Source organism: Acidaminococcus sp. HCP3S3_G9_1 (assembly GCF_052122455.1).
In the GTDB taxonomy this organism is placed as follows: domain Bacteria; phylum Bacillota; class Negativicutes; order Acidaminococcales; family Acidaminococcaceae; genus Acidaminococcus.
The window spans coordinates 64976-88757 of record NZ_JBQKCH010000011.1 but is presented as its reverse complement, the minus strand read 5'-3'; the positions used below and the strand labels follow the sequence as shown (position 1 = coordinate 88757).

At 57.1% G+C, this 23782-nt stretch carries 19 protein-coding genes and 1 tRNA gene; 1 reads left to right on the top strand and 19 read right to left on the bottom strand.

The annotated features are described in order from the left end of the window. Positions 1 to 127 precede the first annotated feature (127 nt). The 13 genes from ACTQY1_RS08160 to ACTQY1_RS08100 form a co-directional block, all read right to left on the bottom strand. Complete coding sequence (locus tag ACTQY1_RS08160) at positions 128 to 1735, bottom strand: gamma-glutamyltransferase family protein (protein WP_441368999.1); 1608 nt, start codon at positions 1733 to 1735, stop codon at positions 128 to 130. Positions 1736 to 2244: 509 nt separating this feature from the next. Then, positions 2245 to 3558, bottom strand: a complete 1314-nt coding sequence (locus tag ACTQY1_RS08155) for an ATP-binding protein (RefSeq protein ID WP_441368998.1) — start codon at positions 3556 to 3558, stop codon at positions 2245 to 2247. Positions 3559 to 3664: 106 nt separating this feature from the next. Beyond that, the gene (gene pepT / locus ACTQY1_RS08150; protein WP_441368997.1) at positions 3665 to 4933 is read right to left on the bottom strand and encodes a peptidase T; all 1269 of its coding nucleotides are present in this window, start codon (positions 4931 to 4933) and stop codon (positions 3665 to 3667) included. Positions 4934 to 5519: 586 nt separating this feature from the next. Next, positions 5520 to 7691, bottom strand: coding sequence for a Tex family protein (locus ACTQY1_RS08145; RefSeq protein ID WP_441368996.1), 2172 nt, complete (start codon positions 7689 to 7691; stop codon positions 5520 to 5522). Between the two features lie 462 nt (positions 7692 to 8153). Continuing rightward, entirely contained in the window at positions 8154 to 8822 is a 669-nt protein-coding gene (locus ACTQY1_RS08140) for an energy-coupling factor transporter transmembrane component T (protein WP_154487985.1), read from the bottom strand. Further along, the gene (locus ACTQY1_RS08135; RefSeq protein ID WP_154487986.1) at positions 8819 to 9628 is read right to left on the bottom strand and encodes an energy-coupling factor ABC transporter ATP-binding protein; all 810 of its coding nucleotides are present in this window, start codon (positions 9626 to 9628) and stop codon (positions 8819 to 8821) included. Before ACTQY1_RS08135 ends, ACTQY1_RS08140 begins: the two co-directional genes overlap by 4 nt. After that, positions 9625 to 10488, bottom strand: coding sequence for an energy-coupling factor ABC transporter ATP-binding protein (locus ACTQY1_RS08130; protein ID WP_022487546.1), 864 nt, complete (start codon positions 10486 to 10488; stop codon positions 9625 to 9627). The genes ACTQY1_RS08135 and ACTQY1_RS08130 overlap by 4 nt, the downstream gene beginning before the upstream one ends. Continuing rightward, positions 10481 to 11050: a tryptophan transporter gene (locus ACTQY1_RS08125; protein ID WP_022487545.1), complete on the bottom strand. Its 570-nt coding sequence runs from the start codon at positions 11048 to 11050 to the stop codon at positions 10481 to 10483. The genes ACTQY1_RS08130 and ACTQY1_RS08125 overlap by 8 nt, the downstream gene beginning before the upstream one ends. Before the next feature lie 85 nt (positions 11051 to 11135). Further along, positions 11136 to 11513: a TetR/AcrR family transcriptional regulator gene (locus ACTQY1_RS08120; RefSeq protein ID WP_022487544.1), complete on the bottom strand. Its 378-nt coding sequence runs from the start codon at positions 11511 to 11513 to the stop codon at positions 11136 to 11138. Positions 11514 to 11795: 282 nt separating this feature from the next. Next, a complete protein-coding gene (locus ACTQY1_RS08115) occupies positions 11796 to 12239 on the bottom strand; it encodes an Hsp20/alpha crystallin family protein (protein ID WP_022487543.1) in 444 nt (147 codons plus the stop codon). A gap of 263 nt (positions 12240 to 12502) precedes the next feature. After that, positions 12503 to 13315, bottom strand: coding sequence for a C39 family peptidase (locus ACTQY1_RS08110; protein WP_022487542.1), 813 nt, complete (start codon positions 13313 to 13315; stop codon positions 12503 to 12505). A gap of 98 nt (positions 13316 to 13413) precedes the next feature. After that, a complete protein-coding gene (locus ACTQY1_RS08105) occupies positions 13414 to 14112 on the bottom strand; it encodes a TetR/AcrR family transcriptional regulator (protein ID WP_022487541.1) in 699 nt (232 codons plus the stop codon). A 110-nt stretch (positions 14113 to 14222) separates the two neighbouring features. Further along, a complete protein-coding gene (locus tag ACTQY1_RS08100; RefSeq protein ID WP_022487540.1) occupies positions 14223 to 15491 on the bottom strand; it encodes an S-layer homology domain-containing protein in 1269 nt (422 codons plus the stop codon). Between the two features lie 334 nt (positions 15492 to 15825). Here ACTQY1_RS08100 and ACTQY1_RS08095 point away from each other — a divergent pair, with 334 nt between their 5' ends. Further along, positions 15826 to 16170, top strand: a complete 345-nt coding sequence (locus tag ACTQY1_RS08095; RefSeq protein WP_022487539.1) for a hypothetical protein — start codon at positions 15826 to 15828, stop codon at positions 16168 to 16170. A 37-nt stretch (positions 16171 to 16207) separates the two neighbouring features. On the opposite strand, the gene fumC is transcribed toward ACTQY1_RS08095, so the two are convergent. The 6 genes from fumC to ACTQY1_RS08065 all read right to left on the bottom strand — a co-directional run bounded on the left by fumC (position 16208) and on the right by ACTQY1_RS08065 (position 23112). Further along, complete coding sequence (gene fumC, locus ACTQY1_RS08090; protein ID WP_022487538.1) at positions 16208 to 17584, bottom strand: class II fumarate hydratase; 1377 nt, start codon at positions 17582 to 17584, stop codon at positions 16208 to 16210. Between the two features lie 139 nt (positions 17585 to 17723). After that, the gene (locus ACTQY1_RS08085) at positions 17724 to 19652 is read right to left on the bottom strand and encodes a TRAP transporter permease (RefSeq protein ID WP_154488010.1); all 1929 of its coding nucleotides are present in this window, start codon (positions 19650 to 19652) and stop codon (positions 17724 to 17726) included. A 22-nt stretch (positions 19653 to 19674) separates the two neighbouring features. Beyond that, positions 19675 to 20226 carry a DUF1850 domain-containing protein gene (locus tag ACTQY1_RS08080; RefSeq protein WP_022487536.1) on the bottom strand — a complete coding sequence of 184 codons (552 nt, stop codon included), beginning with the start codon at positions 20224 to 20226 and terminating at the stop codon, positions 19675 to 19677. 9 nt (positions 20227 to 20235) lie between these two features. Then, positions 20236 to 21234 (bottom strand): TAXI family TRAP transporter solute-binding subunit, encoded by a 999-nt coding sequence (locus tag ACTQY1_RS08075; protein ID WP_022487535.1) that lies wholly within the window; start codon positions 21232 to 21234, stop codon positions 20236 to 20238. 530 nt (positions 21235 to 21764) lie between these two features. Beyond that, positions 21765 to 21840, bottom strand: a tRNA-Lys gene (locus tag ACTQY1_RS08070). 45 nt (positions 21841 to 21885) lie between these two features. Beyond that, a complete protein-coding gene (locus tag ACTQY1_RS08065; protein ID WP_022487534.1) occupies positions 21886 to 23112 on the bottom strand; it encodes an NAD(P)-dependent oxidoreductase in 1227 nt (408 codons plus the stop codon). Positions 23113 to 23782: the final 670 nt, after the last annotated feature.

Here is a 23782-nt window from a genome sequence, read left to right as displayed (position 1 = left end):
ATGTCTCGTGGGCTGGGAGATGTGTATAAGAGACAGGGCATAGTACTAAGTGGTACATGCCCAGCTCCAAAACTCCCGCTGACAAAGTAGATGGGTGCATATTCCGCGCCTGGGTTATGCGGTAGCCCTAAAACGCCGCCACCGTCCCATCCGTCCTCCCCTCCGTGGCCCCCACCAGGGTGCCGTCTTCCCGGCGCCAGATGATCTGGCCCCGGCCGAAGGTGGAGCGGTCCTGTTTCACGACGATTTCGTGGCCCCGGGCCCGGAGGCCTTCTATAATGGCCGGATCCACCTGAGCTTCCACTTCCACTTTTTTCCCTTCGATCCACTGCCACCGGGGTGCATCCAGGGCGGCCTGGGGATTCATATGGAAATCCAGGGTGTTCAGGATGACCTGGAGATGGCCCTGGGGCTGCATGAAGCCTCCCATGACCCCGAAGGGCCCCACGGCCTTTCCGTCTTTGGTAAGAAAGCCGGGGATGATGGTGTGGTAGGGTTTCTTCCCAGGGGCCAGGCAGTTGTCCATGGCCGGATCCAGACTGAAATTGTTTCCCCGGTCGTTGAGGGCGATGCCGGTGCCGGGGATCACCATGCCGGAGCCGAAGCCCCGGAAGTTGCTCTGGATGAAGGATACCATGTTCCCTTCTCCATCAGCAGTGCACAGGTACACGGTGCCTCCGCTGAAGGGTTTCCCCCACCGGGGTTCCAGGGCCCGGTCCCCGATCAGGCTCCGGCGCTGGTCCGCATAGTCCTGGCTCAGCAGGTCTTCCACCCGGGCGTGCATGAACCGGGGGTCCGCCACATAGTGCCGGGCATCGGAAAAGGCCAGTTTCATGGCTTCGATCTGTTTGTGGTAGCTGTCCAGGGTTTCCCGGCTATCCAGATGGAAGCCCTTCATGATGTTCAGGGCCATCAGGGCGGTGATCCCGTGGCCGTTGGGAGGAATCTCCCACACATCATAGCCCCGGTAGTCGGTGCGGATGGGATCCACCCACTGGGCCCGGTAGCCGGCCAGGTCTTCTTTCCGGAGATAGCCTCCGGTGGCCCGGCTGAACTGGTCGATTTTGTCTGCCAGTTCACCCCGGTAGAAGGCTTCGCCGCCGGTTTGGGCCAGCCGTTCCAGAGTCCGGGCATGGTCCGGGAAGGCAACGGTTTCCCCTACTTCCGGAGCGGATCCTGTGGGCAGGAAGGTGGAGAAAAAGCCGGCAAAAGCCGGGTCGTCCCTAAAGGGAGCGAAGGTGGTTTCGGCGGCTTTCCACAGTTTTCCCGCAATGGGGGAAACCGGGAACCCGTCCCGGGCGTATTCAATAGCTGGTTCAAAGAGTTTGGCAAAAGGCAGCCGGCCGAACCGCCGGTGGAGTTCTGCCCAGGCAGACACAGCCCCGGGTACGGTAACCGGGATCCAGCCCCGCTGGGGCATTTCCGTATACCCGGCGGCCAGGACCTTTTCCCGGGTCAGGCGCGCCGGGGCCGGGCCGCTGCCGTTGAGACCGTAAAGACGGTCTTTGATCCACACCAGGGCAAAGGCATCGCTGCCCAGGCCGTTGCAGTCAGGTTCCACCACCGTAAGGCAGATGGCAGTGGCCAGGGCAGCGTCCACCGCGTTGCCCCCCTGGAGCAGCATCCGGAGCCCCGCCTGGGCCGCCAGAGGCTGGCCGGTACAAACCATCCCCCGCCGGGCCAGGATCACCCGGCGGCGGGAAGGATAAGGATAGGAAGAAAGATTGTAATCCATGGGAATACCTCCTTGTAAAGAAGACAGTGTACACCAGTCCGTAGGGGCCGCACGTCGGGCGGCCTGCTGTGGGTTCATCGTTTGTCGTTCGTCGTTAAGGAAGAAAACCGCACCGCGGTTTTCTGGAAAGTGAAACGCAGCCAAAGGCTGCTAACCCACCACCATCCTTACGGATGGTCCCCCGCCCTTGAAAAGGGCGGATATAAAAAGGGAGAGGGGGCCAGGCGTACGAGTTGGATCCAGATGCGCGAAAGCGGGGATTTTCGAGGGCGGCACAGTACTCGCCTCCGATTCCCGCCCTGGGCGTCAGAGTGGGTCAGATGCGCGAAAGCGCGGGATTTGATTCGTGGCATATGCCCCGACTTCTTCCAGGCGCACGAGATGGGTCCAGATGCGCGAAAGCGGAGATTTTCGAGGGCGGCATAGTACTAAAGGGTACATGCCGCTTTCGAAAATCCCCGCTGACAAAGCAGATGGGCCCATATCGTGCGCCTGGGTTATGCGTTAGCTCAGCCCAGCAAAAATCCCATATACATCGGCATCTCCACCACCTGCCCTTTCCGGGACACGTTGTCGGTGGTCAACTGGATGGCCTGTTCCACCTGGTATTTTTCCGGCTGCTGGAGGAGGGTCTTGAGGCTTTTGGTGTTGCCGGTGGAGGGAGTGGCCTTCACCAGGGTGCTCTTGCCCTGGCAGCGGATGACGAAATCCACTTCCAGGCCGGAGTTCTTGTGGTAGTAGTAGAGTTTCCGGCCGCCCTTGCTGAGGAGATCGGCAGCCAGGCTTTCGTAGACAGCGCCCTGGCAGCCGGAAAGATCTCCCTGGAGGAGCTTCAGCCGGTCATCCCCGGTGAGCATGGCGGCATAGAGGCCCACGTCCTTCATATAGACCTTGAAAATGGAATCGATGGCATGGCGTTCCAGGGGCAGCCCCGGTTCCGTCAGGTTGTAGCACCGGCTGACGATGCCCGCCTCTTCCAGCCAGGAGAGAGCCCCTTCGAACTGGGAGGCCTTGGAGCCTTTTTTCAGCTGGGCATACTGGTATTTTTTGTTTTCCTTGTTCAGCTGGAGGGGCACCGCGTCCAGTACGGTCTTCAGCTTGGCCCGGGCCCGTTTGTTCACGTCCACGAACAGGTTCTCCTCATAATCCCGGAGGATGGCCTGCTGCTGTTCCAGCACCGCATTCATGTCATGGGTCTGGACATAGGTTTCCACTACGGCAGGGTAGCCGCCTACCAGGGCATACTGGCGGAGCAGTTCGTTGAGCCGCAGGTGGAGGGCTTCCGGCACGGGGGTTTCCTTGTCCAGGCTCTGGTGGAGCATGTCCAGCACCGGAGTGGTGATCCCGTTGGCCCAGAGGAATTCCTCAAAATCCAGGGGCACCATGTTCACCACGGTTTCGCAGCCCACCGCAATGGGAGCGGGCTCTTTGCCGTAGCCTTTCACCCCCAGCAGGGATCCGGCAGCGATCACGTCATACCGGCCGTCTATTTTAAAGGCCTTCAGGGCGGTACGGGCTTCGGGACATTCCTGGATCTCGTCCAGCACCAGGACGGTTTTATAGGGTTCAAACACCGCTTCGGGACCGGCCAGGGCGGTGATCAGCATCACCAGGTAGTTCACATCCATGGAGTCCCGGAAAATAGCCGCATAGTCGGGCTTTTCCTGGAAGTTCAGATACACCACATGGTCGTATTCCTTTTTGGCGAAATCCAGGATGGAAGTGGTTTTCCCACAGTGGCGGCATCCCTTGACCACCAGGGGATTGTGCTGCGGAACCTGTTTCCAGGTCTGCAGGAATTTTTCGATCTTGCGCTGAAGCATAAGGATTCCTCTTTCTTTCCCTCAAATACAGAATGGCAATAGAAGCTCCTTACACTTTACAGGAAACGGGTCCATTTTTCAAGGAACTTTTCGGATTTTTTCCGTTTTATTTTCCAGCAGCCTTCCGGAAGACTTTTTCCACCAGTTTCAGGGTCACCTGGCAGGATTTTTCCAGAGAAGGCAGGGGCAGGAATTCGTACCGGGAGTGGAAATTCAGGGCCCCGGTGAAATAATTGGGGGTGAAGATCCCCCGGGTGGACAAATAGGAGCCGTCGGTGCCCCCCCGCATGGCAATGGTTTTGGGAGTAATGGCCAGTTCGTCCAGGGCTTCGTAGAGGAAGTCCACTGCCTGCCGGTTGTCCGGAGTCATGGCGTCAGCAATGTTCCCGTAGATGTCTTCCAGGGTGCAGCGGACCTGGGCCCGGGGTTCCTGTTGCTTCAGCCGTTCCACATTGGCCAGGATGGTCTGTTTCCGGGCCTCGTAACGGGCTTTGTCATGGTCCCGGATGGCCAGCTGGACCGTGGCGTGGGTGGCGTTGGACTGGATGCTCTTGATCCAGATGTAGCCTTCCTTCCCTTCGGTGCATTCCGGAGTTTCCTTCCGGTCGAAGAAGTTGGCGAAATCCACCGCCAGCAGGGTGGGATTCACCAGGTTCCCCTTGGCGTTCATGGGATGGGCGCTGACCCCCTGGATGTCCACCTGGGCGGAACCGGCATTGAAGGTTTCGTACACCACTTCTCCCAGGGCGCAGCAGTCGATGGTGTAGGCAAAATCCACCGGGAACCGGCTGATGTCCAGGGCTTTGGACCCTTTCAGCCCCACTTCCTCGTCCGGGACGAAGGCCACGTAAATGGCCCCGTGGTGGATTTCCGGATGGTCCGTAAAATACTGGAGCATGGTCATTACATTGGCCACCGCGGCCTTGTTGTCCGCCCCCAGGACGCTGGTGCCGTCGGTGAACACAATGTCCTGTCCCACATAATCCGCCAGCTCCGGGTGTTCGGCGGCCTTCATGAGGATGCCTTTTTCAGCGTTGAGGACCAGGTCTCCCCCAGGGTAGTTCCGGACCACCTGGGGATGGACCTCCGGGCTCAGGTTCACATCCACCGTATCCAGATGGCAGCAGAAGCCGATTTTAGGCACAGAACCGGTGAAGCCTTCCGGCAGGTTGGCCGGCAGGTATCCGGTAAGGACGCACCGGTCGCTGAGATGCAGGTCCTCCAGATCCATGATTTCCAGTTCCGCTTCCAGCTGCCGGGCCATATGCCACTGGTCCTGGGTGCTGGGGACGGAGGAAATTCCGGCCCGGCTCTGGGAAGGGATGTTCACATACCGGAGAAAACGGTCAAGCAGTTGTTGGGTCAGTTGAGACATGGGCAATTCCTCCTTGGGTGTTTTGGAGATATTATAGCATAGGATGCGGCTGCCTGGGCAGCCGCATCAGTCTCTGGCCTCTAGTCACTGGTCTCCAGCCAAAGGAGGAAAACCGCACCGCGGTTTTCTAAAAAGAGAAACGCAGCCTATGGCTGCTAACCCACCACCATCCTTGCGGATGGTCCCCCGCCCTTGAAAAGGGCGGATAAAAAAAGAGGGAGGCCAGGCGCGGAAGATGTGCCCAGATGCGCGAAAGCAGCGGATTTTGGCTGAGGCATAGTACTCATCCCCGACCTCTTCCCTGGGCGTCAGAGTGGGTCAGATACGCGAAAGCGTGGGATTTGGTTCGTGGCATAACCTTCGGTTTCCCGCCAGGCGCGGAAGATGTGCCCAGATACGCGAAAGCAGCGGATTTTGGCTGAGGCATAGTACAAGGACGTACATGCTCCAGTCAAAATCCGCTGCTGACAAAGTAGATGGGTGCATATTCCGCCCCTGGGTTATGCGTCAGCCGTTACCAAGTGGTATATGCCCGGCTTCCAAATCCCTCCTGACAAAGCAGATGGGCCCATATCGTGCGCCTGGGTTATGCGTCAGCCGTTACCAAGGCCAGCCCTATCCTCCCCCTCTCCTCCTCTACGCTGATCACCTTCACCTGGACCGTTTCTCCTACACTGACCACATCCAGAGGGTGTTTGATCTTTTTCTGGCTCAGGTGGGAAATGTGGATCAGGCCGGCGGTTTTTATGCCGATGTCCACGAAGGCGCCAAAGTCGGTGACGTTCCGGATGGTGCCCCGGAGGATGGTGCCCACTTTGATGTCGGAAAGCTTCACGATGTTCTGCCGGGTAAGAGGTGCGGGCAGGTCCGCCCGGGGATCCCGGCCGGGAGCCACCAGGGCATCCAGGATGTCATGGACCGTGGGTTCCCCGGCTTCCAGTTCCCGGGCCAGCCGGGCTTCATCCACCTGTTTCCGCCGGGTGGCCAGCCGGGCCAGTTTTTCCCTGTCCTTCAGGTCTTCCAGGCCGAAGCCCAGTTTTTCCAGGATTTTCTTGGCCAGATCATAGGATTCCGGATGGACCGGGGTATCGTCCAGAGGAGATTTCCCGTTGTGGATCCGAAGGAACCCGGCACACTGGGTAAAGGCTGCAGGCCCCAGCCGGGGCACCTTCAGCAGCTGCCGCCGTCCGGTGAACCGGCCGTTGGCGTTCCGCCAGGCCACTATGTTCCCGGCGGTGGCGGCGGTGATCCCGGCCACATGGCGGAGCAGGGCGGGGGACGCAGTGTTCAGGTCCACTCCCACATGGTTCACCACCCGTTCCACCACCCCGTCCAGGGTACCGGTGAGCGCCTTCTGGTCCACATCATGCTGGTACTGGCCCACCCCTATGGCCTGGGGATCGATCTTCACCAGTTCCGCCAGAGGGTCCTGGACCCGCCGGGCCAGGGATACGGCGCCCCGGATGGTCACATCGTATTCCGGCAGCTCTTCCTGGGCCAGTTTGGAAGCGGAATAGACAGAAGCTCCCGCTTCATTGGTAATGAGATAATGGACGTCCAGATGGTGGGCCTGGATCAGGCTGGCGGCAAACTGTTCTGTTTCATAGGAGGCGGTGCCGTTGCCAATGGACAGGAGGGTCACATGGTGCTTCCGGATCATGGAAAGGAGCAGGGCTTCCGCTTCCTTCTTCCGGGCTTCGTTCTGGGTCACCTGGATCACCCCATGGTCCACCACCTGGCCGGTGGGATCCACCACCGCCACTTTGCAGCCGGTCCGATAGCCCGGATCCAGGCCCATGACCGTATGGCCTCCCAGAGGTGCCTGGAGCAGCAGCTGGCCCAGGTTGGCCCCAAAGATCCTGATGGCCTGGGCTTCCGCCTGTTCCGTAAGCCGGTTCCGGATTTCCCGTTCCAAAGCCGGGAACAGCAGCCGCTTCCAGCTGTCTGCCAGGGCTTCCTTCAGCTGGTCCCGGTAGATGCAGGGACGGCGGAGGACCCGCCATTCCATTTTCCGCAGGGCGTTCTGTTCCTCCCACACCAGATGGACCTTCAGGCAGCCTTTCTTTTCTCCCCGGTTGATGGCCAGCACCCGGTGGGAGGGCAGGGTCCGGACCGGTTCCTGATAGTCCTTGTACATGAGAAAGGTCTGGGCTCCCTCAGCATCTTCCACCAGTTCCGTCCGGATCATCCCGTGGTTCCACAGCTGGTCCCGGAGGATCTGCCGGAGGGTGGGGTCTTCCGCCGCCAGTTCCGCCACAATGTCCCGGGCTCCGGCCAGGGCGTCTTCCGGGGTTTCCACCCCTTTATCCGGGTCCACATAGGCCCGGGCGGCGGAAAGGGCATCCCCTTTCTGGTCCCGCTGGAGAAGGAAGGCTGTGGCCAAGGGTTCCAAGCCTTTTTCCCGAGCCTGTTGAGCACGGGTCCGCCGTTTTTGCTTGTAAGGCAGGTAATAATCTTCCAGTTCTGTGAGTTTCTGGGCCTTTTCAATGGCGGTACGCAGTTCCGGGGTCAGTTTCCCCTGTTCGTCGATTTTGGCCAGGATCTCCTCCTGGCGCTTCACCAGGTTCCGGAGGGTCCCCAGCCGTTCTTCGATGGTCCGGATCTGTTCGTCCAGAAGGGATCCGGTGGCCTCCTTCCGGTACCGGGCAATAAAGGGAACGGTGTTCCCTCCGTCCAGCAGTTCCACGGTTTTTTCCACCTGCCAGGGCTGGACGGACAGTTCCCGGGCAATGAGAGGGGCGATGTCAGTTGGTTTCATTGGTTTGTCCTTTCACAGAAAGGGAGCTGCTGCACAAGCAGCAGCTCCCGTCAATGGTCAATAGTCAATGGCCGAAGGAAGAAACCCGCGGCAACGGGTTTCCGGGAAAGAAAACGCAGCCAAAGGCTGCTAACCCACCACCATTGCGCAAGCGCAACGGTCCCCCGCCCTTGAAAAGGGCGGATATACGCTCTGGCTGGCGCTGACCGTAGGTATCATGGTGGCAGCCAGTGTATGGGCTTGAAAAGGGCGGATATACGCTTAGGCTGGCGGCCATTGTTTTTTCAGTACAAGGGCATGAGCCCACGTACTTATTATCCGCCCTTTTCAAGGGCGGGAGACCAGCCGTCAGGCTGGTGGTGGGTTAGCAGCGCCAGCTGCGTTTCCCTTCAAAAAAATTTGCCTGCAAATTTCTCATTCAGCTGGAGACCAGTCACCGAAGGAAACCGGCTCCGCCGGTCCTTAAATATGTTTTATCCAGATCGGATATGTACTGAGAATGACCACTACCAGCAAGGTAGCATAATCCCCCAGATGCAGCTTCATGGGACGGCGGTTTTTATAGGTGTTGGGACCGAACCCTTTCAGTTCCATGGACAGGGCCAGGGTGTCGGATTTGGCTACCGCCCGCATGACCAGGGGTTTTACCACCGCCAGATAGGCGTAAAGCCGTTTGAAGGCGTTCCCCCGGTTGGAATAGCCCCGGCAGGACTGGGCGTCCAGGGTAATGGCGGAATCGGACAGGAAGTCCGGCACGAACCGGAGAGCCGTAGTGAGCATAAAGGCGTATTCATAGGGCATATGGAATTTTTCCACCAGAGCCTGGGCAATGTCCTGGATCCGGGTGGAGGCCAGAAGGCACAGAAAGGCGGTGGTCATGACGAACATCCGCAGGCCCCCGGTGAGGGCCACATACAAGGGAGAACCGAACAGCAGCTGGAGCAGCACCATCATGCCGGTGAACACGGTAAGGGTGCCGATGGCCGCCATGGTCATCCGGTCCCGTTTGATATACAGCAGGATCACCAGTTCCAGCACCAGCAGGGTGGCCACCGCCGGCACCGGCAGCAGGAACACCCAGGCGGTGACCGCCAGCACCAGGATCAGTTTGGTAAAGGCTGTGATCTTCATGCTTTGGCACCTTCTTTCGGCTGGATCTTGCTGCACAGATCTTCCGGACTGTCCGCCTGGACCCCGAACAGGGCTCCCAGCCGGGACAGCACCGGCTGCTTCAGACCCCATTCCTCAATGGGCCGCTTTCCGTCGAACAGATTGCCGGTCTTCCCGTCATACACCAGCTGGCCGTCGTGGAGCACCAGGGCATGGGTGGTGAATTTCCGGGCGATTTCCATATCATGGGTGATCAGGATCAGGGTCATGTGTTTTTCTTTCTGGAGTTTGGCCAGGTAGTCCATCATATGCTGTTTTTCCTGTTCGTCCTGACCGTTGGTGATTTCGTCCAAGATCAAAGTCCGGGGCTGGAGAGCCAGCGCCACTGCCACCCCCAGCCGCCGTTTCTGGCCGAAGGAAAGCCCCCGGGGATACTGGTCCAGGCAGGGGGTCAGCCCCATGGCTTCCACCGCATCCCGGACCTGCCGGTCCAGGGCCTCTTTGGGCATTTTCCGGTTCTGGAGGCCGTAGGCCACTTCATCATATACCGTATCCCCCAGCAGCTGGAGGTCTGGATTCTGGAACACATACCCCACCTTGTCCGCCAGGTCCGCCGGTTCGTAGCCGGCAATATCCACTCCGTCCACCAGCACCTGGCCGCTCCGGGGATGGTTCAGGGCCATGAACAGCCGGCTGAGGGTGGTCTTGCCGCTGCCGTTGTGGCCCAGGAGAGCCACCGCTTCCCCGTCTTCCACTTGGCAGCTGATGTCCTGGAGCACAGGGATGCCTCTCCGGTAGGCAAAGTTCACTGCTTTTGCTTCAATCATTCCTTGGCGCCTCCCTGAAATTTCTGGAGCAGTTCCTTTTCTGCTTCTTCTTCCGTTCTCCAGTCTCCCAGCTTCACCTGGTACTTTTCTTCCAGGCCCAGTTTCACCTGCCACAGTTCCGGCAGGTTCTCCCGCAGGTCCTCCTGGGCGAAGGCGTTCCGGGCGGCTTCGGCAAAGGGTCCCTGGACCCGGGCCTCTCCCTGGCTGATGAGCACCAGGTCCGTCATATAGGGCAGCAGGTAGTTCAGGTCATGTTCCACCACCACTACGGTCATCTGATGCTGCCGGTAAATCTTGTACAGCAGGGCATACAGGGACCGGGCCCCGTCAGGATCCAGGGCGGACACCGGTTCATCCAGGATCAGCACTTCCGGACGGCAGGCCAGCACGGATGCCAGGAGCAGCCGCTGCCGCTGGCCTCCGGACAGTTCGTCCAGCTGGTAGTTTTCCCGGCCGGGAAGCCCTACATCCTCCAGGGCCTGGCTCACCCGGGCATCCACCTCTTCCGGGGAGAACCCGTGGTTCAGCAGGCCGAAGGCGATTTCTTCCCCGGCAGTCAGGGACACCATCTGGCTTTCGTAGTCGTCCATCATGATCCCCACCCGCATGGCGATTTCGGAGATCTTCCGGCCCTTCAGGTCTTCTCCCAGCACTTCCACCCTGCCGTGGTACCGGCCCCCGTAATAATGGGGGACGATGCCGGTCATGGCCTTGCACAGGGTGGTCTTGCCGGCGCCGCTGGGCCCGGCAATGGCGGTGAAGCTGCCTTTCTGGATGTCCAGGTTGATGTCTTTCAGCACCAGGTCACTGTTCAGATAGGCAAAATAAAAATCAGAAATCCGGATGGCTGTTTCACACATGGTGTTTCCCCTCCGTAGCAAAGAAAATCTTCCGTACCGGGCCGTAGAGCACCTGGGTGACCACACCGTTCAGGACCCCTACGGTGAGCACCACCGGCAGCATGGCATGAGTCCACACGGCAAGGGGCAGCCCCAGCACCAGTTTCAAGATGTAGGTGAACACACTGCCGCTGACGGAAGTGGCCAGGAACCCTACAATAAAAGGCTTCACCTTCAGCTGTTCCAAGTGGGCCAGGGCGAAGGCCTTCACCAGGATACAGGCGGTAAGGGCCCCGCACAGTTCACTGGCAATGTTCCCCAGCGGGAAGGCGGATTTGGACGAAGGGATCAGGGTGAGCCCGGCCACAAAGCCGATGCCCAAAGCCCGGGTGGGCCCTGGCTTCGTCAGACAGATGGTAATGGAATACATGGCGATGGTCCAGTTGGGGGTGACCCCGCCCACGTTGGGGCTGATGGTATGGAGGATGACCCCAATGGCCAGCAGCAGGGCCGTCATGGCCACCCAGCGATGGGTATCACGGGCTGCTTCCACCGTAATCAGTTCCGGAATCGGTTTTTCCATGCTGCGATGCTCCTTTGCTACAATACAGTATAGAATATAGTTTATGGGGACGGGGGGAGGATGTCAAGGAAAAAGGGGCTGTTGCCTAAGCAACAACCCCTTCAACGGTCTCACAGCTCTTCAAACAGCTGCTGCCCGATTTCCAGCATTTTCTCTTTTTGGGTTTCCAGTTCCACCAGGAGTAGTTCGATCTTTTCTCCGGCACCCCGAAAATCTCCAGGGCCTGGGTCAGGATCAGCCGTTTCAGCTGCTCCGAAAGAGCCGCCAGGATTTCGTCCTTGGTTTTGTACCAGCGGCGGATCTCCAGCCCTCCCACTCCAGATTCCTCACTGATCCGGCTGAGAGTCATCCGCTGGTAGCCTACATCCAGCAGCAGTCTGGCTGCACTTTTCAGGACCCGTTCCCGGCCGGTCAGGTCCTGTGGAGTAACGTCTGCCAACGGTTGTTTTCGATTTCTGCCCATAAATCCTGTGACTCCATTCTTCCTGCAATATTTTGCGGTATGATTTTAGTGTATCACGGGGCAAAAACTTCATCAATCAATAGCGAAAAAATTCATTGTTTTCATTTTTCTGCCACAAGTATCCCTCGAAAATCCTGTAACTTCTTGCACTTGAGCCATGACTAAACAGTCTGTTTCCGACTATACAGTCATACATTTGTTGCACAAAAAAAGGACTGCCGCTCAAGCAGCAGTCCTTTTTCTCTATGGAGCTCCGACTTTCCACGGAGTCTCCCGCCCTCGTTATCCTTCGATGGCGATATATTTCTTGTTGTCCACCTTCTGGGGTTCCTTTTTGGGGATGCTCAGTTCCAGGATACCGTTTTCGTACTTGGCCTTCACATCAGCCTCGGTGACCCCTTCGCCTACATAGAAGCTCCGGGCGCACTGGCCAAAGGTCCGTTCACGGCGGATATACTGGCCTTTCTTGTCTTTTTCATCCTTGTCCACACCCTTGCTGGCACTGATGGTCAGATATCCGTTTTCCAGCTGTGCATGGATTTCATCCTTCTTGAACCCCGGCAGGTCAATGTCCAGTTCATAGTGGTCGCCCACATCCCGCACATCGGTCTTCATCATATTTCTGGAGTGTTTCCCGTACAGAGGATTTCTGGCCGTAAACACATCATCAAAGTCATTCATGAGATCATCGAACACATTGTCATTGAAAACGCTAGGCAGTAACATAAGCCATTCCTCCATTCAATCTTGGCCTTGAAGGTCAGCTTTTGGAACTACCGAAAGGCTGGATTCCTGCGGCCCCTCAGGGGCCCGTCCTACGTTCCAGGTTCTCTTGGGAACCCTTCTCTGTGGTCTTTCCTTCGTTCTGGTATTATAATAGCACAGGTTGTTAGCACTGTCAAGCGTTGAGTGCTAAAAAGTCAAAGTTTTTTTGACTTTTTAGAGGAGAGGAATGGGGCTGTTGCATGTGCAGCAGCCCCTCTAAAAAATCACAGCTTCACCCGGGCCGGAGAGGCGATCAGGAACAGATTGTGGTTCCCTCCCTCTTTTTCCGGGAACTGGCCGTACATGTCGAAGGTGGAGAAGAACCGGGCGGCCGGGTAGATGCCGTAGCCGTCCTGGTTATGGTCCGTGGTGTCGTAGGGATCCGCCACGATCAGCACATCGTCCTGGGTGTCGGCGGTGCCCATGTCATCATAGCCGATGATTACCTGCCAGTGGCCGCCCCAGTCGATCCATCCTGCCAGGATAGGCTTTCCGGCCTTCAGGGTGGCCTTGATGTCTTCCGGTCCGAAGGTCTTCCCGGCCTTTGCATAGTCTTCCGTGGTCACCAAGTCGAACCCTCCCACCTTCTGGAACATGTCCTTCATCTGTTCCAGGGTGGTGCCCGGATATCCGTCCGGGAAGCCAGGGACATTCACGTCCTTCAGGGGATGGCGCAGATCCGCCAGCTTCTGTTCCGTCCAGTCCTTCTGCCGGTCATACCACCGGAGCACCATCAGGGCTGCCGCCGGTCCGCAGGACCATTCACTGGACTGCTGGATGGTCTTGAAAGCCGGCAGCAGCACCAGGGACCCTTTGGAATGCATATGGTAGAAGTCCGGGTGAGTGTAATAAATGGTCTTTTTGTGATCCAGCTTCCGCTCTATGGAAGCAGCCCCCTGGTCCTGGGTGATTTTCGCCGGTTCCTGGAATTTCATGTCATCACTGAAGTTCCGGTTGGCCGCCAGCACCGGCAGGGAGAAGCCGGCGGCCAGCAGGCCGGCCAGCACAGCAGAAGTCAGTTTTGGGAAAAGTTTCATATCCATCCGTTCCTTTCACGGCCCGGCCCTTTTTCCGGAAAGGGCCCTCGGGCATCCGTATTTCTTCTCCCTATTATAAAAGATTTCCGCCGGAATGCCTATAAGCTCCCCAGGATTTTCCCGCTGATTTCCTCCAGCAGGGGCCGCTGCTCCTCCAGCCGGTCCAGCATTTTCTGGATGGTCCCGGAAGAAATCCCGAAGATCCGTAGGGAATGGGTCAGGAAGGTCCGGCGGATCCGGTCCCAGTGGTAGGGCTTCCGGAACCCGTGGGCCATCACATAGCCTCCCAGTCCGGAACACACCAGCAGCATCTTTTCGTAGCTGAACTGACTGGACATCCGGACGGAAAACAGTCTGGTCACATACCGGTAATGGCGGGCCACCACTCGTTCGAGCAGATGGGGGATACAGTAGGCAGTCTTCCAGAAACTCCACAGCATGGTGTTGGTGTCCAGTACCTCCATTTCCATCCCCAGCAGCATCACATACCGGTACAGGGCCATTTCCTCCCGGGTCCAGGATTCGGGGAAAGCCTCATCTGGCAGGAAGGTGTGGCAGATATAATCCCGGGTCCGTTCCATCAGCTGGGCAGCCAGGTCATCCAACAGTTCTTCCTTGGTCCGGTACCAGAGACTGATCTGCCGCTGGGGAATCCCCAGGGATTCCGCCAGTTTGGGCAGGGTGGTCCGCACATATCCCAGTTCCAGGAACATCTCCTTGGCCCGGTGGCGGATCTTCCGGTGCAGGGCCTCATCCTTTTCTTCCAGCAGTTTTTCTTCCTTTTTCCGTCTTCCCATCAGAACATCCTCCTTTGCCGCAGCTTCTGTTTCCATTATACCAAATCCCTTCCGGCTAAAAAAACAAGAGGACTGCCGCCAGTATGCAGTCCTCTCGTGTTGGTTGCTGATTAGAAGGTTACGACCATCTGAGACCACAGGGTCCGTGCATGTTCGTCGCTGTCCTTGCCTTTCAGGTCGAAGTATTCCACCTGGGCCACCATGTTCTTGGCCAAGGTTACGTTGCCGCCGAAGTGCCAGCCCTTGAACCCTTCTTCCGGGAACACATCATACCGGCCGTTCATGGTATGAGCAATGGTAGTGGTGGCCGCCTGATCATAGTATTTGGTGAACAGGCCCCAGCTGCCGGGTTTGGAAGCGGTGGCGCCGCCGTATTGCAGCCAGGCAACGACCCCGTCGTCATCTTTACCCATGTCATCCAGGTGATCATTGTCCCCGTTCAGGTACATGGCCCCGAAGTTGAACTTGCCTGCGGTGTAGTCGGCACCGACCGTCCAGATGGAGTCATCATCTTTGCCCATGCCCATGGCGGTTACATCGTCTGCCCGGACGTAGTTGGCTGCCATGTTCAGGTTGCCCCAACGGCCGCCTACTTCCGCCCTCCAGTATTTGTCGGCCACGGAATCGTTGTTGGAATCGCTCCAGCTGTATTCGCTCTTGTTGGCCATTTTGCCCCAGACCCCGGTGATGTAGGCCTGGCCAATCTTCACATCGGCTTTGATGGCATCCACACGGCTATCGTAGATGTTCCCGTCAGCGATGAAGTCCTGGAACCGGCCGCCGGTCAGGTTTACCACCCCGATGTTCCCGGTCAGGTAAGCTCTCTGGAATTCCGTGTCATCGTCACCGGATTCGTTCTGGCCGATGAAGTGCTGGTTGTTTTCCAGCATGGATACGTAATGCCAGTTGTCGTTGACTTCGCCGGTGAGGAACAGACGGGTACGGAGCCGGGCGTCGTCGTTGTCACGGCCGGCTTTGGCAGCCTGCCATTTGTTTACGGCACCGCCGGAGCTGTGATCATAGCTCAGCCGGACGTTCCCGGTGATCTTCACATTGTCGGCGTTCTTTTCCAGTTTGGCCACCCGGACACCCAGGTTGTCCAGTTCATCAGCGAATTCGCTGACCAGCTTGTCATCGGCACCGATGGCTCCTTTGGCCAGAGCTTTGGCTACAATCTGTGCCATTTCATACCGGGTCATGGTTTTGTCACCTTTGAAGGTGCCATCAGGATATCCGTCCACCACACCGGCAGCAGCCAGTTTTGCTACAGCTCCATAAGCCCAGTGGCCTGCAGGCAGATCAGAGAACGGGTTGGCGGCAAATGCCGTGGCGCTGATGCCCATAGCCATAGCCAGAGCACACACTAAGTTTTTTTTCATGATAAAAATCCTCCTTCTGGTAATTTCCTGTCCGGAAGGGGTTCGCCTGCTTCCCGGGTTCTGTGCGAGTGGCCTTGTTTCCTCTACAGGTGCCGGCAATCCTGCGCTTCTCTTCGTTCCAGGATCTGTGGTAGTTTTCCACGTCTTCACTATACCAGAGGAAACTTTCTCCCGTCCCGGAAAACGCCTTGTGTTCCCAAAGCCTTCTTTTTTACAAGTGTATATTTCACGAACTTTTCATTTTTATCACAATATCGATGGAAAAGAGACGCTTGCAGTTTTGGAGAAAAGAGGGTATGATGTAATTAATCTTATTACAGGAAGGATGATTCCCATGGCAAATCATGAAGAACTGGTTGCTGAAGTAAAGAATCTGGCCGCAGCCCCCAGCGTGTACAGCGGTCTGAAAGATCTGGCGGAACAATGGCTGGCCGCTGAGGGCACCGCCGCCCAGGCCAACCTGACGGCCCTGCTCCGGGCTGCCCTGAAGGAAGATGTAAACACCATTGACCAGGTGCTGCCCTTCTTCGCTTCTGACGAGGCCAAAAAGGCCTTCGGAGCCGAAACCGCTGCCCAGCTGCTGGCCCAGGGCCAGAAAGTAAAGGCAGAAGGAGGCAAGTACTGCTTCTGCCCCGCCTGCACCGCCGGAGCGAAGATTCTGGAGATGTTGGGGGAATAAAAAAAAAGGAGCTGTTGCATGTGCAACAGCTCCTTTTTTATACCATCTTCTCCGGATGGAACACTTTGTCGAATTCTTTTTCTTCCATGAAGCCCAGCTTCAGGACGGCTTCTTTTAGGGAAATGTCGTCCTTGAAGGCCAGTTTGGCCACCTGGGCACATTTGTCGTAGCCGATATAGGGGCTCAGGGCCGTTACCAGCATCAGGGAATTGTGCAGGTTGTGGGCCATTTTTTCCTTGTTGGCCTTAATGCCCACCACACAGTTCTTCCGGAAGGATTCCATTACATCTCCCAGGAGCCGTACGGACTGAAGGAAGTTGTAGATGGTCACCGGCAGGAACACGTTCAGCTGGAAGTTCCCCTGGGAAGCGGCAAAGCCGATGGCCGCATCGTTGCCCATCACCTGCACCGCCACCATGGTCACCGCTTCACACTGGGTGGGGTTCACCTTCCCGGGCATAATGGAAGAACCCGGTTCGTTGGCGGGGATGGTGATCTCTCCCAGTCCGTCCCGGGGGCCGGAAGCCAGCCAGCGCACATCGTTGGCCATTTTCATCAGGTTGGCGGCCAGGGCCTTCAGGGCCCCATGGGCAAAGACCATATCATCCAGGCTGGTGAGAGCATGGAATTTGTTGGGGGCTGTCACAAAGGGGAACCCGGTGTTCTTGGCAATGAAGCCCGCCACCTTTTTGTCAAAGCCTTTGGGGGCATTGAGGCCGGTACCTACGGCCGTGCCCCCCAGGGCCAGTTCCAGCAGCCCTTTTTCCGCGGCTTTGATTTCCTGCCGGTTCCGTTCCAGCATGGTCCGCCAGCCGGAGATTTCTTGGGAGAAAGCCACAGGCACTGCATCCTGGAGATGGGTCCGGCCGGTGGTCACAATGCCTTTGTTTTCTTTTTCCAGCTTTTTGAAAGCAGCCACCAGCTCATCCAGGGCCGGCAGCAGGTGTTTTTCCAGTTCCCAGACGGCAGCAATGTGCATGGCGGTGGGGAAGGTGTCGTTGGAGCTCTGGGACATGTTCACATGGTCGTTGGGATGGAGCAGGGCTTCCCCGGCCAGTTCATTGCCCCGGTGGGCGATCACTTCGTTGACGTTCATGTTGCTCTGGGTGCCGCTGCCGGTCTGCCATACCGCCAGCGGGAAGTTTTCGTCCAGTTTGCCCTTGAGGATCTCATCGCAGACCTTCCCGATGGTCTGGCAGCGTTTCTTGTCCAGTTTGTCCAGAGCCCCATTGGCCTGGGCCGCGCTTTTCTTCAGATAGGCAAAGGCCCGGATCACTTCCAGGGGCATTTTTTCCGTACCGATCTTGAAGTTTTCAAAGCTCCGTTCCGACTGGGCACCCCAGTATTTGTCCGCCGGGACTTTGATTTCACCCATAGAATCCCGTTCCAGACGCCATTCCTCTTTTTTCGCCATGATATCCCCTCGCTTTTCCTATGATATCTGCATTATTCCATAGCCCTGGAGGTTTGTCAAATGAAGAAGAGGGGCTGTTGCGCATGCAACAGTCCCCTCTATCATCGATCAGAAGTCAACGGCCGGTGGAGGCCATTCTTTATGCCGCCTGCAAAGAAGCCGCTTTCTTTTTCTGGAAGAAAATCACGCCGATGAGGATCACGGCTCCGATAATATCGGTCTGGATTCCCGGGATCATCAGCAGCAGGGCCCCGACCAGGGACACCAACCGCATGACCACATTCACCGGTGCGTACACATATCCTTCGCAGGCCACCGCCAGGAGGAACACCCCCAGCGCCGCCGTTGCCGCCGTAAACAACCCTTCCCCTAAGGTTGTATTGATCAGCATCAGCTGAGGCGACAAGACGAAAATATAGGGAATGATGAACCCGGCCACTGCCAGCTTCACCGAGGTCCAGCCGGTCTTCATGGGATCCCCGCCGGACACCCCTGCCGCGGCAAAGGCCGCCAGGGCCACAGGAGGCGTCAGGTTGGCGAACATGGCAAAGTAGAAGCTGAACATATGGGCCGCCGCATTGGGGATGCCCAATTTGAACAGGGCCGGCGCCGCAATGGAGGAAGTGATGATGTAGGAAGGAATGGAAGGCAGTCCCATCCCCAGGATCATGCAGGTGATCATGGTGAACACCAGGGTGAACATGATGCTGGTATTCCCCAGACTGATGATGGTGTTGGCCATGGTGAGCCCGAACCCGGTTTTGGAGGAAACCCCCACCACAATGCCCACGCAGGCACAGGCAATGGCCACACTGACCGTCTGCTTGGCTCCTTCCGCCAGGGCATCCACAATGGCTTTGGGTTTCATCCGGGTGGCTTTTTTCAAAGCGGCCACCAGGATGGTCACCCCGATGGTGAGCACCGCCGCATAAACCACCGTGGAACCGGACATGAACAGCATGTACAGCAGGAACACAATGGGAATGATCAGATGGCCCTGGGCCTTCAGCACATCCCGGGTACGGGGCAGCTGTTCTTTGGGTACCCCTACCAGACCGTCTTTGGACGCCCGGAGCTGGACCTGGATCAGGATCCCCATGTAGTACAGAAGCGCCGGAATGGCCGCCCAGACGATGATTTCCGAATACTTGACCCCCAGGATTTCTGCCATGATGAAGGCTGCCGCCCCCATAATGGGCGGAAGCAGCTGGCCTCCTACGGAAGCTGCCGCCGACACCGCGCCGGCAAATTCCGCCGAATAACCGGTCTTCTTCATCAAAGGAATGGTAAAGGACCCGGTGGTCACCACATTGGCCACCGCAGAGCCGTTGATGGAGCCCAGGAGCCCTGCTGCCACCACGGACACCTTGGCGGGACCGCCTTTGGTGTGACCGGCAATGGACAGAGAAATGTCATTGAAGAACTTTCCCATGCCGGATTTGGTCATGACGCAGCCAAACAATATAAACAGGAAAATATAGCTGGAAGATACGTTGACGGAAGTGCCGTAGATCCCTTCCGTATTGGCGAAGAAATGGTTGGACAGACTGAGCCAGTCGTAGCCCCGGTGCATGAACATCCCGGGAAACTCCCGGCCATACATCCCGTAAAGGATGAAGCAGATGCTCAAGATGGGCAGGGCTTTGCCGCTGCAGCGCCGGGTGGCTTCCAGCACCAGCACCACCAGCAGGGTAGCCATGACCATATCCATATCGCTGGCCCGTCCGGCCCGTTCCACCACACCCAGGTAATCATGCCAGATGTAGAAAGGAATCACGAAGGAAATGGCCGCCAGGAACCAGTCGAACCAGCTGGGGGTAGTCCGGCTGGATTTTTTCCTCATGGGATACATCAAAAAGCACATGGAACACATCATGGCCACATGGAGAGACCGGTGGACCAGGGTCACCGGAGGTCCAAAAATAGCCGTATACAGATGGTAGAGAGAAACCAGGATGGCAAAAATGTAAAAGAAACTTTTGATTTTGCCGGTGAATTTCCGGGTGGCGCTTTCCTTGTCCACCTTTTCGATGATGGCATTGGTCTTGGCCGCCATTTCTTCCGTCATGTCTCCCGTGATGATCCCGTCCTTATTGACGGGAGCCTGGGAGAAAGCGTCGGAGCCCGGAGCTGCAGAGCGTTTCTTCAAGTCGTCCATCAAAATACCCCCTTTTCTCTATGATCAGGGTCAGCCGGGTATGTTCCGGCAACAGCCGGCCGCTGGTGAGCAGCTGGTCGTTGATCCGGATCTCCCGGGTGGCGTAATGGGAGTTCAGCCAGTCGATCCGGGGAAACACCTGGTCGATCTGGTCCATGTAAATGTTCCCTTTTTCATCGATCCAGGTCTTCTTCCCCCTGTTTTCCGGAATCCCCGCCCCGAAAGCCGGGAAGGAAATGGTATCCAGCACCAGGCTGTTGTCCGGCGCCACATGGAAATATTCATGCCAGTGGATGTGCTCCAGAGAATGGATCCATCCGAAAAACAGCCTGTCCCCCGGCCCGGCGGGATATTCCACATAAATTTTCCCTGTCTGATAATCCCTGATCCGCAGGACTGTCCGGCCGGCCCAGTGCCACCAGAACAGCAGTCCGATGGCAAAGGGCAGGGCCAGACAGGCCAGGATCCTTGTTTTACCCTTCACGGGACAGCCTTAGAGCTTCCCTTTTTCTTTCCAGAATTTTTCCGCCCCGGGATGCAGCTTCAGAGAGGTCCCTTTGATGCCTCTCAGACCGGTATCCAGGGTGATTTCCCGTTTGGCCGTAGCATGGGAAGCTCCGATGGTTTCCAGCCCCTTCTGGGAATAGATCCCGGTAAGCAGGTCATACACCACATCATCAGGCAGCTTCTTGTCCACCAGCATCACGTTCATAACGGCAGCGGTAGGCGTATCCGCGTCCGTGTCATAGGATTCCTTGGGAATCTTGAAGGGCATGTAGAAGGGATACTTGGCGGTCAGGTTCTTGATGGCTTCCCCGTCGATGGGAATGAACCGGATTTTCTTCATGGTGCCCAGTTCCTTGATGGTGGCATTTCCCAGGCCGGAAGTCACGAAGGCCACGTCGCACTGGCCGTTCTTGATCTGGTCGATGGCTTCCCCGTAAGACAGGTAGTCCACCTTGGCGTCCTTGTAGCTCATGCCATTGGCTTCAAAGATCATCCGGGCATTCAGTTCCACCCCGGAGTTGGGAGCCCCGACCCCCACTCTCTTGCCTTTGATGTCCTGGAAGGTCTTGATGCCGGAATCTTCCGTAGTAACGATCTGGACCACGTTGGGCCACAGACCCATCATCACCCGCAGGTCCGGCTCCTTTTTCTTGCCTTCAAAGGCCCCGAAAGCGTCCTGGCACTGGATCACCGAGTCGGACATGGCAATGGCCATTTCACCCTTGCCGGTAAGGATCCCGTTGATGTTTTCCACCGTAGCCCCGGTAGCCGTAGCAGAAGTCTTGTAGCCCATTTCCCCGACGACTTTGGAGAAAGCGCCTCCGATAGGGAAATAGATACCGCTGGTAGGACCGGTAAGCACGGTGATGAACTGTTTGCTCCGGTCCAGTTTTCCGTCAGCAGATTTCTTGTCCCCGGAGCCGCCGCAGCCTGCGGCTGTTACGGCCAGCATCCCTGCCATCAATACTGCAAACCACTTTTTCACAATAATCCCTCCTTAGATTGATGGAATAAAGGCTCTTCAAACCCGGTGAAGGGCTGAATTCAGAAAGAAAAGGGGGTAAATCATAAAAAGGCAATCCGCTATCAGCAGAATTTATATTTGATAAAATTATTGTTTATTTTCATATTTCCGTGAATTCTATGGATTCAGTATAACATACAGTTTTCTCGGATTCAACATGAAATCGTTCAATCTATTGTATACAATAGATTGCATAAAGACATTATTTGTTCATAATAATTGATTTTTATATGTTCCAATTCACAATTTTATCAAATTTATTTATGGCGTTTTTGTGTCTTATGGATTGTCCAATGCACAGAAGTCCGTAGTGACTGCGGGCGGCCGGGCCTGCCGCCCCTACGGATCCGGCGTACACGTTCAAACAGGCCGGCAAGCTGCAGGCGGCTCTGCCCACATTTTGCCCTGGACCGGCGCAGCTGTGCCGCCCGGTCCGCCCGCCGCACACAAAAAAAGACCTGTCCCAACGGGACAGGCCTTTGGCTTTCAAATGGTGATCCACCCGGGACTCGAACCCGGGACACCCTGATTAAAAGTCAGGTGCTCTACCAACTGAGCTAGTGAATCATTGCGTTACAGCTTAATCATTATAGCGTGAAGTACCGGATTTTGTCAACCCTTTTTATCCAAATTTTTCATGTAAAGATCCATTTCGTCGGCAATCTTCTTGGAATACTCCACCGCATGGACCACGGTCTTGGCTCCGGTGACCACATCTCCGGAGGCAAAGACCCCGGGCAGGGTGGTTTCCCCGTCTTCGCTGGTCTTCAGGTTCCCCCGGTCGTTGAGCTCCAGGCCTTCGTTGTGTTCCACCAGCCGGCGCTTGGGCACCTGGGATACGGCGATCACCACGCTGTCCACCGGCACCAGACGGGCGGTGTCTTCCAGCACAATCACATGGCCGTCTTCCACTTTGGTATCCGCCACCATTGGGCCTTCGTCCTTGATGGCCACGGCGGTTTTGTTGAATTCGTACTTCACTCCGTCCAGCAGGGAATATTCGTATTCATCCTGGGAGGCGGACACATGGTCCCGGCGCACATAGACAGTGACGCTTTTGCAGCCGTGACGGACGGCGGTACGGGCCACGTCCATGGCGGAGTTCCCGGACCCGAAAATGGCCACGCTCTGGCCCAGATCCACTGCATCCGGGTTGTTCAGGTAGCTGATGGCATAGTGGACATTCCCAAAGGTTTCCCCGGGGATCAGCATCCGTTTGGGCCGCCAGGCACCGGTGCCGATGAACACGGATTTGTACCCGTCGGCAAACAGGTCCTTCAGGGTGATGTTGCCGCCGATGGTGAAGTTGAACCGGAACTTGATGCCCATTTTCTTCATCCGGTCTTCGAACCGGTCCAGGATGTACCGGGGCAGCCGGAATTCCGGGATCCCGTACCGCATGATGCCCCCGATCTTGTCCCGGGAATCGAAAACGGTGATCTGGTAGCCCCGTTTGGCCAGGATGATGGCAATGGTGATCCCGGCAGGGCCGGCGCCGATGATGGCCACTTTTTTCCCGTTGGAGGGAGCCTGGTCGATCTTCAGCCGGTCGAAGCAGGAATCGGAGATGTAGTTTTCAATGGCGGAAATGTGCACGGGAGCTCCCTTGATGCCCCGGATGCAGTGACCTTCGCACTGGGCTGCATGGTTGCACACCAGACTGCAGACTACGGAAAGAGGGTTGTTGTCAAACAGCATCTGGGCGGCCGTCATCAGGTCGTTTTCCTTGAACAGCCGGATCATTTCCGGAATATTGGTATGGATGGGACAGCCTTCCCGGCACCGGGGCTTTTTGCACTGGAGACACCGGTTGGCTTCTTCCAATTCGTGAATGGACATAGGAAAAACCTCGTTTCCTTTAAAATGGTATTTTTTATAGTCTATCGAACTGGCAGGGATTCTGTCAAGGGAAAAGGGGGCTGCAGGTATGTGTCAACAAGTTCTCGGTAAAGCCTTCATCACAGTATAGTTATTCATTCATGTCCGAAAGTGAAGAGTGCAGAGAGATGTCGGCGCAGTTGGATGGCCCATTGCGATGCCGCCCGCAGGGCTGTGTCTCCCGCGACGGATGTGACGAATAGGAGAACCCCACCACCATTGCACAAGCGCAATGGTCCCCCGCCCCTTTCAGGGGACGGACTTCAACGGATTCCCTCCCGGCTCCCGGAGAATCGATGTATACCCGTACAAAGTACCAGCAAGGCCGGAGGCCAAGTCCGCCCTGCAGGGGCGGGGGACCGGGCTTGCCCGGTGGTGGGGGCATGAGGTCCTGAAAGGACCGAATACCTTGACGGTGGTATCGGAACTATCTACCTGAGAGACAGCAATGGATACTGCGGTCATCATATTTCTACTTCTGCCGGACACGCCCTTGTTTTCGGCCGGTCCTGCAAAATATCGGCTATCGCCGATGCCCCCACCACCGTGCTCCGCACGGTCCCCAGCTACGGCATAAGCGACCGCCAACGCCGCTGAAGCGTCGGGCGCCTGCTTACGCCCCTCACAGGGC